Source organism: Rothia sp. 88186D007BW (genome assembly GCF_053544215.1).
The window spans coordinates 176,578-189,883 of sequence record NZ_JBPPTR010000002.1; the positions used below are offsets into that span (position 1 = coordinate 176,578).

Here is a 13,306-nt window from a genome sequence, read left to right on the forward strand (position 1 = left end):
GCGGTAAAGTTGGTCAGGTCTGTGCTGGCGCTTGGCCAACACCTGAGACCGGCCAGACCGTACGTAATCTCCTGCTATGGAAATCCCATAGCCGCTTAGCCCAAAGGAGGGGTTTAATCATGCGTGCATACGAACTGATGGTTATCCTCAACCCCGAGGTTGAGGACAAGGCTGTAGAGCCCACCCTCACCAAGTTCCTCGAAGTTGTCACCAAAGACAACGGCACCGTTGACAACATGGACATCTGGGGCCGCCGTAAGCTCGCTTACGAAATCCAGAAGAAGTCCGAAGGCATCTACGCCGTCGTTAACTTCACCTCAACCCCCGAGACTGCTGCTGAACTGGACCGCGTTCTGAACCTGAACGAATCCGTTATGCGCACCAAGATCATCCGCCCGGAAGATCAGCAGATCTCCTCCAAGTAAATGTTTGATACGGGGCCCTGTTCACTAAAATGTCAGACCCCCGTGCAAGACTTCAAATACTTACTCTTATTACGACTGGAGGCATCACATGGCTGGCGATACCGTCATTACCGTCATCGGTAACCTGACCGGCGATCCTGAGCTTCGCTTCACCCCTAACGGTGCAGCGGTAGCTAACTTCACGATCGCTTCAACTCCCCGCAACTTCGACCGTGCATCAGGCGAATGGAAAGAAGGCGAAACCCTCTTCCTGCGCGCCAGTGTCTGGCGTGAAGCTGCCGAGAACGTCGCCGAGACCCTCAAGAAGGGCATGCGCGTTATCGCGCAGGGCCGTCTGAAGTCTCGCTCGTATGAAACCAAAGAAGGCGAACGCCGTACCAGCATGGAGCTAGAGATCGAAGAAATCGGTCCCTCACTCCGCTTCGCCTCCGCTAACGTAACCCGCAACCAGCGCTCAGGTGGCAACTTCGGTGGCGACCAGAACTTCGGTGGCGGCTACGGTAACCAACAAGGTGGCGGCTTCAACGCCGGCAACCAAGGTGGTTACAACGGCGGGGCAGGCTACGGCAACCAGGGTGGCAACTTCGGTGGTAACACCGGCGGTGCCCAGCAGGGCGGCTACAAGGCAGCCCCTGCCGCACCGGCCGCAGCCCCCCAAGCAGCTCCTGCCCAGCAGGCACCTGCTGCTGACCCTTGGGGCCAGCAGTCCGGTGGCAACTACGACTGGGGATCAGGCTCAGACGACGAACCTCCCTTCTAAACCTCGCGCAGGTATCACCTGCACAATAGACGGGAAGGGGCGCCCCGGCGTCCTTCTTTGAAACAAGACAAATATTCATCCATCCCGCGGTTTATCCCGCGGGCTCCCACCAGAAAAAGGAGCACCACGATGGCTAAGGCTGAAATCCGTAAGCCCAAACCCAAGCAGAACCCCCTGAAGGCTGCTGACGTCACCGTAATCGACTACAAGGATGTCGCACTTCTGCGTAAGTTCATCTCCGACCGCGGCAAGATCCGTGCACGTCGCGTCACCGGCGTGACTGTTCAGGAACAGCGCAAGATCGCTCAGGCAATCAAGAACGCCCGCGAAGTTGCACTGCTGCCCTACTCAGGCGCTGGCCGCTAAATCGATAGGAGAGTAGAAGAACATGGCTAAGATCATTCTTACTCAGGAAGTCACCGGCCTCGGCGCCGCTGGCGACGTCGTCACCGTTAAGGACGGCTACGCACGTAACTACCTGCTGCCCCGCGGCTTCGCAGTCACCTGGACTGTAGGCGGCGAAAAGCAGGTTGAGTCCATCCGCGCAGCACGCACTGCTCGCGCCAAGGCTAACCTTGAAGAAGCAAAGGCAACCGCAGCTGCTCTGGCAGCAAAGCCCGTTGTTGTTGCTCACAAGGCTGGCGCTGACGGCCGTCTCTTCGGCGCCGTCAAGGCTGAGCACGTTGCTGATGCTATTGAGGCATCAGGTGCAGGTTCCATTGATAAGCGCGCAATCAACCTTGGTTCCGCTATCAAGCGCACCGGCGTTTACACCGTTACCGTGCGTCTGCACGAAGACGTTGTAGCCAACGTTGAGCTGGACGTTGTAGCCGAGTAATTCCCTTGAGGATTATTCGCTAGGGTTCTAGCAGCATTAGGACGCTCCGCGCCCCCTCTGTGGGGGAGCGGGGCGTTTTTGCGTGTGCAGCTAGTGCGGTTTTCACAGGGGAGTCTGGCATGCTAGAGGGTATGGCTTTACAATCATCTACGTCTTCTGCCCGTACCCGCCACCCACAGAGCACCCAGACTCTGATTGCGGCTGCTGTGACTGAGGCTGTGGCGGTTCTGATGCTGGTATTAGCTTTTGTGGTGAACGTGGGGTCACCCTCAACGGTTCTAGCGACTTTCTTGGGGTTTATTGTTGTCTCTGTTGTAGCAGCTACCTTGGCCTTCATTTTGGCGCTGGTGGGCCTGCTGCGCTTTGCCCGGCATACAGGGTGGTTTGTCGCTATCTTGGTCTTATCTGTTCTGGCTAATCCGGTTCTTTGGGTCTTCCTGATTGGCTATTTCTCGTAGGCTGCTATGAGGGGTGGGCATATCTGACTGTTTGTTCGGGTAGCGTTCACCAGCGTCCTTCAAAATACCCAGCTTGCTCCCAGGGAACTTGGAACCCAGGCTAAGGCTTGTGCGGTTATATAGATGTAACAGCTCGAAAGGCTGGAAGAAGCGAATGTGTGTGCTTCGAAAATCGGGTAATGCTGAACCTGATTTTCTTTTACAGGTGGCGAGACCAGTATGGGGGTCTCGCCATCGGTGTTTAAAGCGTTTTTCACCCGCCCGGCGGATGCGCCACCTACTCGTTTTCTCTAGGGTAGAAGTAGGTACCCACACACGAAAGGTAGCAATGGAGCACCCCACCCAGCCCTCTCATCTACAACCACCACAGGCTCAGCCCTCGCAGTCTTCCGTCTTGCAAGCCCCGGTGGCGTCTGCCCGCTCGCGCATGCTGGTGCCCGACGTTGCCCGCGGGCTTATGCTCTGGAGCTCTTTGCGGACGCCGGGGCCTTCGTGCTCCTGCTGGTTGGCACCGCCGGGTGGCTGGTAATGGTTCTTGAAGCGGCGGGCAAGCCCGGCCCGCTAGAGGCCCTGCACCGGCGGATGTCCTATGGCAAGGGTGGGCTTCCGCAAGTGTTGGCGCCACCGGTGGGCGTCCTGCCTACTCATTCGGAACCTCATGATTCCCAGGCTGTGCACAGGGACGGTATATACGAGCTTAAGACCAAGCGTAGGCCTGGCCAGCGGTTGGATCGGGAGCAGAAGATGAATAATCGGGTGCTCAATCGTGTGCGGTCGGTGGTTGAGCTGGTGATTGCTCAGGTAAAGACCTGGTGGATTCTTCATACTGGGTTCAGGCGGCTGTTGGGGTTGTATGGGCGGGTGTTTTCTTCTGGTGTGTGGGTTGGTGTTTTTGGCTGCGGGGCACCCCTTATGAATAAGCCTCCTAAATCTTTGTTTGAGTTACCCTAAAAATTTGTTTTGTTTGATGACACCCCTGTACCCAAACTACTTCTTCTTCCAATACCCCTTAGCGTAGCCGTGCCCCTTGGGCACGCCCAGCTGTCGCCGCGCCCAGATACGTAAGGGATGGATAGACCCGGACTCGCCCGCCAACCAGGTACACACCGACCCCTCCGGCAGGGGGTAAGCCATCACGGCCTCAGCCAGCGCCCCGCGCCGGGCAGAATCCACCCAGACCACCTCAAAATGCTCAGGAGTAGCAATCACCTGCTGCGACGCCTCCCCGGGCACCTCAATAAAGGCCGCGCCCCGGGCGCTCGCGGGCAGACTCTCAATCCAGCGGGCCATACCGGGCAGGCCACTCTCGTCACCGGCCAGCAGGTAGAAGTCGTAGTCGTCGCTGATGGAATAGCCCGACTTCGCACCCAGAAAATGCGCGCTATCGCCCACGGCAACGGTACGGGCCCACGTGGTTCCAGCCCCGTGCTCGTGCAGCATGATGTTAATTTCCAGGGCCCCGGTGCGCTCATCAAAGCGCCTGACCGTGTACTTGGCGGTGGTGGTCGGCTGGCTCCATCGCGCCTTGCCTTTCTCGAAGGTCGGCGCGGGCAGCACCTCACCCTTCTTGCCGGTCACCAGGTAGACGTACTCACCCGCTAGCCCCTGGGCCTCAACCCACTTGCCGTCAGCGGGTTCGGCAACCACCCGCATGACGGTGGGTGTCAGCTGCCCCACCTCGGTCACCCGGTAGTGGGTGTAGCCGCCCCGGTACTTGCCCGACTTCATGGGCTGGGGGTAGGACGCTCCCGCCCCGCCCCGGCTGCCCCCGGCAGCTTGGGGCCGGGGTGGGCTCTGCACGGGGGAGGCCGCGAGCGCCGAACCCTGCCCGGCGGCGAGCGCTTTCTCCAGCTTCTCCACCCGCTTGAGCAGCTGCTTCTGCCCCTTCTTCAGGTACTTCACCTCAGCTTTGAGGCTCTTGAGCTGCTCCTTGGCGTCCTTGCCCTTGCTCTTTGTGCTGCCCACAGGCGTCCTTTCTCTGGCTACGACCAGCCCCTCTTGGCACTGGCCGGCTCAATCTCTAGTACTTAAGTACTCTAGCTAGAACCCATGCTACCGAGATAAAGTTAAGCCCATCACATCACCGTCGCTGTGGACACCAAAGGAGGTAGTTATGACTCTTTCCCCTGCCCCCGGCACTCCCGCCCTCAATCGAGCAGCAGGACTACTGATCTGGGGTGGAATTGGGCTTGCCCTTGCTGCCTTTATCGCTGGACTGACCTACTCCGAACCCTCCTGGGTTTTATTCAACCTTCTCCCTGCTACTTTCGGCGGAGGCATCATTGTTTTCAACCTAGGGCTTATCCTCGGTTTGGTCGCAGTCTACAGAGGCCAAGCCGGGCAGGTGCTGCGCACCGCCCTATGGCTGCCCATCTCACTGGTAGTTAGCGCTCTTCTTATTTTCTGGGTAGGGGCACTTATCGCCCAGAGCGCCACCTTCTAACCCCCCGGAGAACACAATGTCAGACAGCACCCAACCCCACGTCACCGGTTTTCACACCACCGACCCCCAACCCACAGGAGCGGCTACTACCCTCACTATCATCGGTGTCGTCCTCCTCCTGACCCCCGTAGCGCACCTGCTCGCTGTTCCCCTCGGCCTCCTAGGAGTGCCTGTCGCCAAAGACTGGGTAGAACTCAGCTACGACCCTTTCGGCGCCAATATCCTTCTTGCCATTGTGGCCTTGGCCCCCGGCTACTTCTGCCTCCTCGCAGCCCTACGCCGCGCCCCCTCCGTACCCCGCCTTTTCGCAGCAGCCACCGCTCCCACCCTGGTACTGCTCTATGCCCTCTTTGCCGCCTACTACTGCCTCACCAACGTCTAGTCTCACAGCGAAGCGATATCGCCGGGAGCGCTCGCAGGTGAGATGATAGAAGCTCACCGTTTTACTACCGAGGGGGCCGCCTTGTCTGAGAGCCAGTCTGAGTTCGTCCGCACACCGCCGCACGACGACACCGCCGAACAATCAGTGTTGGGCGGCATGATGCTCTCCAAGGACGCCATCGCCGACGTTGTCGAGGTTATCGGCGGCGGGGCAGACTTCTACAAGCCTGCCCACGAGATGATCTATGAGGCTATCATCCACCTCTACGGGCACGGCGAACCGGCCGATGCTATCACCGTGGCTGATGAGCTGACCAAGCGCGGCGAACTGAATCGCGTGGGCGGGGCCGCCTACCTGCATTCCCTGATTGCGGGCGTGCCCACCGCAGCTAACGCAGGTTTCTACGCTGAGATTGTGGCCGAGCGTGCCATGCTGCGCCGCCTGGTTGAGGCTGGCACCAAGATTGTGCAGCTGGGGTATTCAGGTGACGGCGAGGCTGAGGCCCTGGTCAATGCCGCCCAGGCCGAGATTTATGGTGTCTCTTCGAATAACACCAAGGAAGACTATGTTCCCCTCTCTGAGGCCATGAATAGCACGGTCGAAGAGATTGAGGCTAATGGTTCTCGCGATGGTGGTATCCATGGTGTGCCTACTGGATTTATTGAGTTTGATGAGCTCACCGCTGGTCTGCAGGCTGGGCAGATGATCGTGATTGCGGCGCGTCCGGCCATGGGGAAATCGACGTTTGCCCTAGACATCGCCAGGTCTGCTGCCATTAAGCACGGTATGACCACGGTGTTCTTCTCCCTGGAAATGGGCCGCAACGAAATCGCCATGAAGATTCTTTCGGCTGAGGCCGGCATCAATCTGTCAGACCTACGCAAGGGCAAGCTGGACGATGACCAGTGGGCCAAGATTGCTACCGCCATGGGCAAAATGGATTCGGCTCCGCTCTTTATTGACGATTCACCCAACATGACCCTGATGGAGATTCGCGCTAAGGCCCGCCGCCTGAAGCAGAAGAATAACCTCAAGCTGATTGTTCTGGACTACCTACAGCTGATGAGCTCGGGTAAGAAGGTTGAGTCGCGTCAGCAGGAAGTTTCGGAGTTTTCGCGTGCTCTCAAGCTGATGGCTAAGGAGCTTGAGGTTCCGGTTATTGCTTTGTCGCAGTTGAATCGTGGTTCTGAGCAACGCACTGATAAGAAGCCGCAAGTCTCGGATCTTCGTGAGTCGGGCTGTCTGACTGCTGATACTCGTGTGCTTCGCTCTGATACTGGAGCTGAAACAACGATGGGTGAGCTTTTTGAGCAGGGCGCTCAGGACGTCCCGGTATGGTCCCTGGGGGACGATATGCGTTTCGTGGAGCGGCACCTGACCCATGTCTTTTCTACGGGCGTGAAACCTGTTTATCGTCTAACGCTAGCTTCGGGTAAGACCCTGCGCGCTACCGCCAATCACCCCTTCTTTACCTACACAGGCTGGAAGGGGCTGGGTGAGCTTGCAGTGGGCGATCGTTTGGGCGTACCCCGCCATGTTAACGGGCCGTCTGCCCGGACGCACTGGAGCGACGAGCAGGTCATTTTGCTGGCTCACATGATTGGTGACGGATCTGCTTTAGCTCGACAGCCAATTCGTTATGCATCTATTGACGAAGAGAACCTCTCTATAGTTGCTGAATCTGCATACAAGCAGTTCGGAATTGAAAGCGTCAGGGATACTCACGAAGTAGCGCGTTGCACTTCTTTGCGACTGCGCTCGCCGGAGAAGCTAACCCACGGTAAGCGGAATCCGCTCGCTGCATGGCTCGATGATTTAGGTCTTTTCGATAAGCGGTCGTGGGAAAAATTTATTCCAGATCAGGTTTTTGCCCTGCCTAAACAGCAGATTGCCCTCTTTATCAGACATCTATGGGCAACTGACGGCTCTGTTACCGTAAATAAGAACGGGCGTTCAGGACGTATCTACTACGCCTCAACTTCTCGTGTCATACTGGACCAGCTGTCTCTTCTGCTTCTGCGTTTTGGTATTAACACTCGTGTCCGCGGTACCACCATTAAGGGCGAGTATCGTCAGGGGTACAGTCTCGATATCTCCGGACGCGATGAACAGCTCCGCTTCTTGCATGAAATCTCTGTTTACGGGGAACGCGCTAAGAGTTGCGAGAAACTGCTTGCGGCAATTACTGCTGAAGGCGTTCGCTCTAACACCAACGTTGATACTGCTCCGGTGCAGGTGTGGAACGATGTTAAGAAAATCCTGTCTGAGAAGGGAATGACGCATCGTGAATTCCAAGCTGCCATGGGTTCAAAGTATTGTGGTTCGGCCTACTATAAAAGCGCACCGTCCCGCTCTCGTTTAGCAAAGGTAGCTAGCGTCCTTGATGCCGCTGAGCTCGACATGCTTGCAGTCAATGACCTTTTCTGGGACACCGTCACTTCTATCGAGTACGAGGGGGAAGAAGAGGTTTTCGACGCCACTGTGCTAGGGAACCACAACTTCATCGCCAACGGCATCACCGTTCATAACTCTATTGAACAGGATGCTGACATGGTCATTCTCTTGCACCGTGAGGATTACTACGAGAAGGAATCAACCCGCGCAGGCGAGGCGGACGTCATTGTCGCTAAGCACCGTAATGGCCCTACTAAGACTATTGCGGTTGCCTTCCAGGGGCATTATTCACGGTTTGCCAACATGGTGCACGATTCGTACACTGGCACCGAAACTTTCTAGCCCCACCTGGTGTAAGCGCCCAGGAGCTTTGCTGTCGTGTTAGAACAGCCCGTCAAATAGCGGTAGTTGCTCCTGGGTGCTTTGTTTTTTCGGGGCGGGCTGGGTTTTGCGCGGCTGTTGGGTTCTCTCAAGGTAGCTTTGAATAGCAGGTGCGGTGCGTTCAACCAGTTCGTCGGGGCTGAGGGCAGCAAGGTGGGGCAGGGGTAGCAGGTAGCGCCCTACCGCTACCCCTAAGAGGTGGGTGCTGAGAAGTTCAGCGGACGCCTGATCGAGATTGGTTAGTAGGGGGCTGGTGCAGCTTTGGGTGAGGTGCCGTGCCAGTGTTTCTTTGATGGCGGGGTTTCCTTCAGATGTGGCGAGGGCTGATCGTACTAGCCCTGCAAGTAGGGGGCCGGTATCTTCTGATTCCCACATCTGCAGGTAGGCTCTTACTACTGCTGCACCCTGACTTTCTGTTTTTTGCCCTGATGGTGGGGAGAGTGGGCAGTTACTTATGTTATCGAGTAGGGCTGTGAAGAGGGCTTCTTTGGAGCCGAAGAAATGTCGGATGAGAGCGGGGTCGACCTGTGCTTGTGCGGCGATAGCTCGCACGGAGGTGCCCTCGAATCCGTGCTCAGCGAAGAGTGCGGTAGCTGCCTGCAGAATGTCCTTGCGTGAGCGGGTGCCGCCGCTGCGTCGTCCGCGGGGTGTTGTGGGGGTGTGAGTGTTCTGAGCTGCCATGCTTTTAGTCTAACCCCTTAATTCCTCACCTGTAGATTTAATTCTTCAACTGTAGAGTAATATCCTCACCTGTTGAATTATGTAGGGTGGAACAAGAAAGGTACCCAGCACCCGTCAGCTTCATCACCGGAAAGAGCCCCCATGAACTTTCCAGCCCTTTATGAAACCTTCATCGCAGTGTCTAACCCCGCCCAGGCTGTGCCGATGGCCGCCTATATGCGCAACCAATTTCTCTTTCTGGGCATCAAAACCCCACAACGCCGAGAACTGCTTAAATCCTTCCTTGCCCAGGCCCGCACCGAAGCTAAAACTCAAGGAATCGACCGTGGCTTTGTTGAGGCCTGCTGGCAGGCCCCTGAGCGCGAGTTCCAGTACGCCAACTTTTGGGTTCGCCGGGTCGCTATCGGCCACCAGCGCCCCCGCAAGGCCGCAACTGACACCGCCCTACTCGAAAAAATCATTACCCTCAACTTTGGTTCGCAAGAGTTCTTTATTAATAAGGCCATTGGGTGGGCCTTGCGTGAATACTCTAAAACTGACCCTGACTGGGTGGCTGACTTTATGGCCCGTCATGGCGCTCGCATGGCCCCTTTGAGTGTGCGTGAGGGGTCGAAGCGCCTGGGGTAGAGCTAGCTCTACCTATCCGCTGGGGTGTGGGTGGGGTAAGAGTAGAGTCGGCCCCACTGCATACGGGTATGGGGCGCGGAAGAATAGAAGTATGACAAGCACTGATTACACCCTGCATGATGCCGCACCTGCCGCCCCTGCGGCAGGGAGTAACTCACCGGCGTCCTTTGATACTGATTCTGACCATCAGCCCACCCAGAATTTGTGGCGCCGCATGGCTAACCCTCTATATTTTTACTGCTGGCCCCTGGATTGCGCTTGCTGTTCTGCTTGCCCAGGGTGTTATTGCCTCTTTGGTGATGGGTCTGACCGCTTCCCTCATTGGTATTGTGGCCCTGCCTTTTGTTGCTATTGCCTTTGGTCTTTATGAGCGTTGGCGTCTGGCTAAGACCGGTCATGGTGCTGTAGCTAATGGCCACGTCGATTACCCTAACGCCAGTTTTTGGGAGGGTGCCCTCTTCCGTCTTAAAGAGATTGCTACCTGGCGTGAGGTTGGGTCCTTGGCTCTGACGATCTTGTGGGGTTCTCTTGCTGGCATGATTCTTGTGGCTGAGGTGAGCCTGCTGGGCGTGCTTACTGGCCTTAGCTATTACACCGGCGTGGGTAACAGGCTCTACCTTGACTGGCAGCACCTTTCCCTTTACTCCCAGTGGGAGCTGGACTACTACATGAGCCGGGAGATTCTTCCTTCGACTGGTCAGATCTTTGAGATTATGCCCCAGTACTGGTGGGTATTCCTGGTAGCTATTCCCGTGCTGCTCATTATCTTTGCCTACCTCAATGGTCTGTTGGCTGCTGCTGGTGCTAGCCTTTCCAAGCTGATTCTTTCCTCTCGCCCTGAGGAGCAGGAGCGCGAGTTGGCTCGTCTGACTGCTTCACGCGCCAAGATTGTTGATGCCTTTGAGGGGGAGCGTCGCCGTATCGAACGTAACCTGCATGATGGTGTCCAGCAGGAGCTGGTCAATCTTAACCTGCGTCTTGGCCTGGCTGAGATGGAAGGTAAGAATCTGGTTGCTGATAGTCAGGACGCTCGTGCGGCAGCTTTGCTCAATCATGTGACTGAGGCTCGTGCCCAGCTTTCTCACGCCCAGCAGACCTTGCGCGATACTGTCCGGGGTATCTACCCGGCTGTTCTTGAAGATCACGGCCTGAAGGCTGCCCTGGAGGAGCTAGTGCGTCATAGCGTCCTTCCTATTCACTTGACCTATGATGCTCCGGATCGTCTGCCGCGTGATCTTGAACGGACTACCTATTACACGGTCAATGAGGCGCTGACCAATACTCTCAAACATGCCCAGGCCCAGTTCCTTTCTCTGTCGATTTTTGTTGCTGGGGATTCTCTGGTGGCTACTATCGAAGATAACGGTGTCGGTGGTGCTGATGCTGCTGGTGGCACCGGTCTGGCTGGCCTGATGGAGCGCGCTGCTGCCCTGGGTGGCACCGTTCAGGTGGATTCCCCAGTAGGTGGCCCTACCCGCTTGACTCTGGTTCTGCCTCTACCCAAGGGTTCTGCAACCCTGTAGCGTTTCACGTGAAACATTGTCTTGAAAGGTGCCCCATGCGCATTATCCTCGCCGAAGATTCCGCCCTGCTCCGTCAGGGGTTGACCATGGTGTTAGGAGCGCTGGGGCAATCTGTGCTTGCAGAGGTTGAGGACGCCCCCGCCCTGCTCACCGCCGTCGATGCGGCTATGGCGGGGGAGGGGGTTGATGCTGTTATCACCGATGTGCGCATGCCACCGACCCATACCTCTGACGGGCTCAAGGCCGCTTTAGAGTTGCGCGAGACCTACCCCGGCCTACCTATTGTGGTGCTTTCTCAGTACATCACCACAGCCTACGCCCGTGAACTTTTTGCCCGCTCGGCGGCAGGGCTGGGCTACCTGCTAAAAGATAGGGTGGGAGATATCGAAGAGTTCGCTCGCGCCCTCGATACCGTGGTGGCAGGTGGCACCATTATTGACCCGGACGTCGTGCAGCACCTCTTAGGGGGAACCTCGTCTCGGGAGCAGACCGCCGAGCCCGCCCAGGAAAGGGCGGTAGCTACTTCCGGTACGGACGCCGCCACCCCCTCTTGCTTACCTGAAGCAGACAGTACCAGCAGTTCCTTAGTCTCTCGCCCAGGTATGAGAGCTGGCCATCTTGCTGAGGGCAAGCTGGCCCGGCTCTCCCCGCGTGAACTAGAAATCCTGCGGCTTATGGCCCAGGGCCGATCAAATGCAGAGATTGAGGCCGAGCTCTTTATCTCTTCGGCCACTGTGGCTAAACATGTGGGCAATATTTTCGACAAGCTGGATTTACCAGCTGATACCGGCAACCGCCGCGTCCGCGCTGTTCTAGCTTTCCTAGAAGGCTAGCTGCACTTCTCTTTCATCGTCTTACTCCTGAATCATGGCCTGTGCTAGTACCTCTAGGCCGCGGTGGGCCTGTTCTGTGCTGGGTGAGAGATTAGAAATCATCAGCTCATCTGCCTGTACTGAGTTAGCGAAACGGGTGAGGTAGTCACCCACTTGCTCCGAGGTGCCCACTGCGGTGTAGCGCAGCATATCTAGAATCTGCTGGCCCTGGGGAGAGGCGACCAGCATATCTAGCTCATCATCGGTTAGGTGGTGGTCATCCATGCGCATCATGGATTTGACCCGTTGCCGATGGGCAATGACCTCTTGGGCGCGGGCGTCCTCTTCTGTATCGGAGGCAATGACGTTGGCAGCGGCGATTACATAGGGCTGTTCTAGCTGCTCTGAGGGGGTGAAGCGTTGGCGGTAAACAGCGATGGCCTCTTCTAGGTGTGTGGGTGCGAAGTGGGAGGCAAAGGCGTAGGGCAAGCCCAGGGCACCTGCTAGAGAGGCACCAAAGAGGGAGGACCCCAGAATATAGAGGGGCACATTGGTACCTGCCCCTGGGTTTGCTTGCACTCCGGGCACCCGGGTATTTCCGCTCAGATAACCTGCTAGCTCCTGGACGTCTTGGGGGAAGTTCTCTGCATCCTGTGGGTCTCGGCGCAGAGCAGCTAGGGTGCGCATGTCGGTGCCTGGTGCTCGGCCCAGGCCTAAGTCGATGCGGTCCGGGTATAGCTCGGCTAGGGTGCCGAACTGTTCTGCGACGGTAAGAGGGGAATGGTTGGGGAGCATGACGCCGCCTGCCCCTAGGCGGATGGTTGAAGTGTGGGCACCTATATGGGCGATGAGGACTGCTGGAGCTGCTGATGCAATGCGCTGCATATTGTGGTGCTCTGCGTACCAGATACGTTTGTAGCCTAGTTTTTCTGCGTGCTGGGCTAGGGCTACGGAGCGTTTGAAGCTGTCTGCGGGGCGCTCGCCGGGAAAGATGAGGGCAAAGTCGAGCAGGGAGAGGGCTGGCATAGGGGTGCCTTTCTATATATAGGGGTCTCTATATCTGGTGCAACGGGTAGCAGGACCCCAATATTCCTTGAATAAGGGGTGTTTTGGGGTGCTTATGAAGGTTTTTAAAAGATTTTTAGGTGTAGTGGGTCATAGATGTGAGCCATAGATGTGCCTCACTTGGAGCTTGTGACTAGGAGAAACGATAGCTTTAGGTGTGGTTTATGGGGGTAAAAAGGGGTGTTTGGACGCGTGTGAGTGGATTTTGGGGTCTTTTTCGACTTGCCAAGCGTTTTGAACCTGCGTAAAGTATTACCAGTCGCCACGGCACAGGGGAAACCCACCCAGCGACAAAACAACTAGTCACATAGCGAATTCAGGCCACAGCCGGAACCAAGAAAACCCACTCACACGAGTGAGATTTTGAGGTAACACACCAGCCAAAAGCCACTGTGAGACACAACACGGAACACCGAGTTGACACACAGAAAAGAAACGCGATAGACTAAATGAGTTGCCCAAACGGGTAACACACAAACATGAGAATGACCGATACGAAACACCGGCCAGTGAAACA

14 protein-coding genes are annotated in these 13,306 nt (G+C 56.8%); 11 read left to right on the forward strand and 3 right to left on the reverse strand.

Annotated elements, in window-relative coordinates:
- The first annotated feature begins 119 nt into the window (after positions 1-119).
- The 5 genes from rpsF to ACEE09_RS02090 all read left to right on the forward strand — a co-directional run bounded on the left by rpsF (position 120) and on the right by ACEE09_RS02090 (position 2,481).
- Positions 120-425 carry a 30S ribosomal protein S6 gene (gene rpsF, locus ACEE09_RS02070; protein ID WP_135011322.1) on the forward strand — a complete coding sequence of 102 codons (306 nt, stop codon included), beginning with the start codon at positions 120-122 and terminating at the stop codon, positions 423-425.
- A gap of 88 nt (positions 426-513) precedes the next feature.
- A complete protein-coding gene (locus ACEE09_RS02075; protein ID WP_449081618.1) occupies positions 514-1,185 on the forward strand; it encodes a single-stranded DNA-binding protein in 672 nt (223 codons plus the stop codon).
- A gap of 129 nt (positions 1,186-1,314) precedes the next feature.
- Positions 1,315-1,551 (forward strand): 30S ribosomal protein S18, encoded by a 237-nt coding sequence (gene rpsR / locus ACEE09_RS02080; protein ID WP_004005948.1) that lies wholly within the window; start codon positions 1,315-1,317, stop codon positions 1,549-1,551.
- A gap of 22 nt (positions 1,552-1,573) precedes the next feature.
- Complete coding sequence (gene rplI, locus ACEE09_RS02085) at positions 1,574-2,023, forward strand: 50S ribosomal protein L9 (protein WP_449081620.1); 450 nt, start codon at positions 1,574-1,576, stop codon at positions 2,021-2,023.
- Between the two features lie 131 nt (positions 2,024-2,154).
- A complete protein-coding gene (locus ACEE09_RS02090) occupies positions 2,155-2,481 on the forward strand; it encodes a hypothetical protein (RefSeq protein WP_449081622.1) in 327 nt (108 codons plus the stop codon).
- Between the two features lie 987 nt (positions 2,482-3,468).
- Here ACEE09_RS02090 and ACEE09_RS02095 read toward each other — a convergent pair.
- Complete coding sequence (locus ACEE09_RS02095) at positions 3,469-4,446, reverse strand: siderophore-interacting protein (RefSeq protein ID WP_449081624.1); 978 nt, start codon at positions 4,444-4,446, stop codon at positions 3,469-3,471.
- 148 nt (positions 4,447-4,594) lie between these two features.
- Here ACEE09_RS02095 and ACEE09_RS02100 point away from each other — a divergent pair, with 148 nt between their 5' ends.
- From ACEE09_RS02100 to ACEE09_RS02110, 3 genes are read left to right on the forward strand one after another with little or no spacing between them, the layout of a single operon-like run.
- The gene (locus ACEE09_RS02100; protein WP_449081626.1) at positions 4,595-4,924 is read left to right on the forward strand and encodes a hypothetical protein; all 330 of its coding nucleotides are present in this window, start codon (positions 4,595-4,597) and stop codon (positions 4,922-4,924) included.
- 16 nt (positions 4,925-4,940) lie between these two features.
- Entirely contained in the window at positions 4,941-5,306 is a 366-nt protein-coding gene (locus tag ACEE09_RS02105) for a hypothetical protein (RefSeq protein ID WP_449081628.1), read from the forward strand.
- Between the two features lie 42 nt (positions 5,307-5,348).
- A complete protein-coding gene (locus ACEE09_RS02110; RefSeq protein ID WP_449081630.1) occupies positions 5,349-8,042 on the forward strand; it encodes a replicative DNA helicase in 2,694 nt (897 codons plus the stop codon).
- Between the two features lie 39 nt (positions 8,043-8,081).
- Here the strand turns inward: ACEE09_RS02110 and ACEE09_RS02115 are convergent, their stop codons facing one another.
- Positions 8,082-8,762: a TetR/AcrR family transcriptional regulator gene (locus ACEE09_RS02115; protein ID WP_449081632.1), complete on the reverse strand. Its 681-nt coding sequence runs from the start codon at positions 8,760-8,762 to the stop codon at positions 8,082-8,084.
- A 141-nt stretch (positions 8,763-8,903) separates the two neighbouring features.
- Here ACEE09_RS02115 and ACEE09_RS02120 point away from each other — a divergent pair, with 141 nt between their 5' ends.
- The 3 genes from ACEE09_RS02120 to ACEE09_RS02130 all read left to right on the forward strand — a co-directional run bounded on the left by ACEE09_RS02120 (position 8,904) and on the right by ACEE09_RS02130 (position 11,745).
- Positions 8,904-9,389 (forward strand): DNA alkylation repair protein, encoded by a 486-nt coding sequence (locus ACEE09_RS02120; RefSeq protein WP_449081634.1) that lies wholly within the window; start codon positions 8,904-8,906, stop codon positions 9,387-9,389.
- A gap of 116 nt (positions 9,390-9,505) precedes the next feature.
- Positions 9,506-10,912 (forward strand): histidine kinase, encoded by a 1,407-nt coding sequence (locus tag ACEE09_RS02125; RefSeq protein WP_449081636.1) that lies wholly within the window; start codon positions 9,506-9,508, stop codon positions 10,910-10,912.
- Positions 10,913-10,947: 35 nt separating this feature from the next.
- Positions 10,948-11,745 carry a LuxR C-terminal-related transcriptional regulator gene (locus ACEE09_RS02130; RefSeq protein ID WP_449081638.1) on the forward strand — a complete coding sequence of 266 codons (798 nt, stop codon included), beginning with the start codon at positions 10,948-10,950 and terminating at the stop codon, positions 11,743-11,745.
- 21 nt (positions 11,746-11,766) lie between these two features.
- Here ACEE09_RS02130 and ACEE09_RS02135 read toward each other — a convergent pair whose 3' ends face one another.
- Complete coding sequence (locus tag ACEE09_RS02135; protein ID WP_449081640.1) at positions 11,767-12,750, reverse strand: LLM class flavin-dependent oxidoreductase; 984 nt, start codon at positions 12,748-12,750, stop codon at positions 11,767-11,769.
- Positions 12,751-13,306: the final 556 nt, after the last annotated feature.

Bases quoted from the DNA above. Each gene is read 5' to 3' on its own strand.
- rpsF (WP_135011322.1), top strand. From the start codon at position 120: ATGCGTGCATACGAACTGATGGTTATCCTCAACCCCGAGGTTGAGGAC.
- ACEE09_RS02075 (WP_449081618.1), top strand. From the start codon at position 514: ATGGCTGGCGATACCGTCATTACCGTCATCGGTAACCTGACCGGCGAT.
- rpsR (WP_004005948.1), top strand. From the start codon at position 1,315: ATGGCTAAGGCTGAAATCCGTAAGCCCAAACCCAAGCAGAACCCCCTG.
- rplI (WP_449081620.1), top strand. From the start codon at position 1,574: ATGGCTAAGATCATTCTTACTCAGGAAGTCACCGGCCTCGGCGCCGCT.
- ACEE09_RS02090 (WP_449081622.1), top strand. From the start codon at position 2,155: ATGGCTTTACAATCATCTACGTCTTCTGCCCGTACCCGCCACCCACAG.
- ACEE09_RS02100 (WP_449081626.1), top strand. From the start codon at position 4,595: ATGACTCTTTCCCCTGCCCCCGGCACTCCCGCCCTCAATCGAGCAGCA.
- ACEE09_RS02105 (WP_449081628.1), top strand. From the start codon at position 4,941: ATGTCAGACAGCACCCAACCCCACGTCACCGGTTTTCACACCACCGAC.
- ACEE09_RS02110 (WP_449081630.1), top strand. From the start codon at position 5,349: ATGATAGAAGCTCACCGTTTTACTACCGAGGGGGCCGCCTTGTCTGAG.
- ACEE09_RS02115 (WP_449081632.1), bottom strand. From the start codon at position 8,762: ATGGCAGCTCAGAACACTCACACCCCCACAACACCCCGCGGACGACGC.
- ACEE09_RS02120 (WP_449081634.1), top strand. From the start codon at position 8,904: ATGAACTTTCCAGCCCTTTATGAAACCTTCATCGCAGTGTCTAACCCC.
- ACEE09_RS02125 (WP_449081636.1), top strand. From the start codon at position 9,506: ATGATGCCGCACCTGCCGCCCCTGCGGCAGGGAGTAACTCACCGGCGT.
- ACEE09_RS02130 (WP_449081638.1), top strand. From the start codon at position 10,948: ATGCGCATTATCCTCGCCGAAGATTCCGCCCTGCTCCGTCAGGGGTTG.
- ACEE09_RS02135 (WP_449081640.1), bottom strand. From the start codon at position 12,750: ATGCCAGCCCTCTCCCTGCTCGACTTTGCCCTCATCTTTCCCGGCGAG.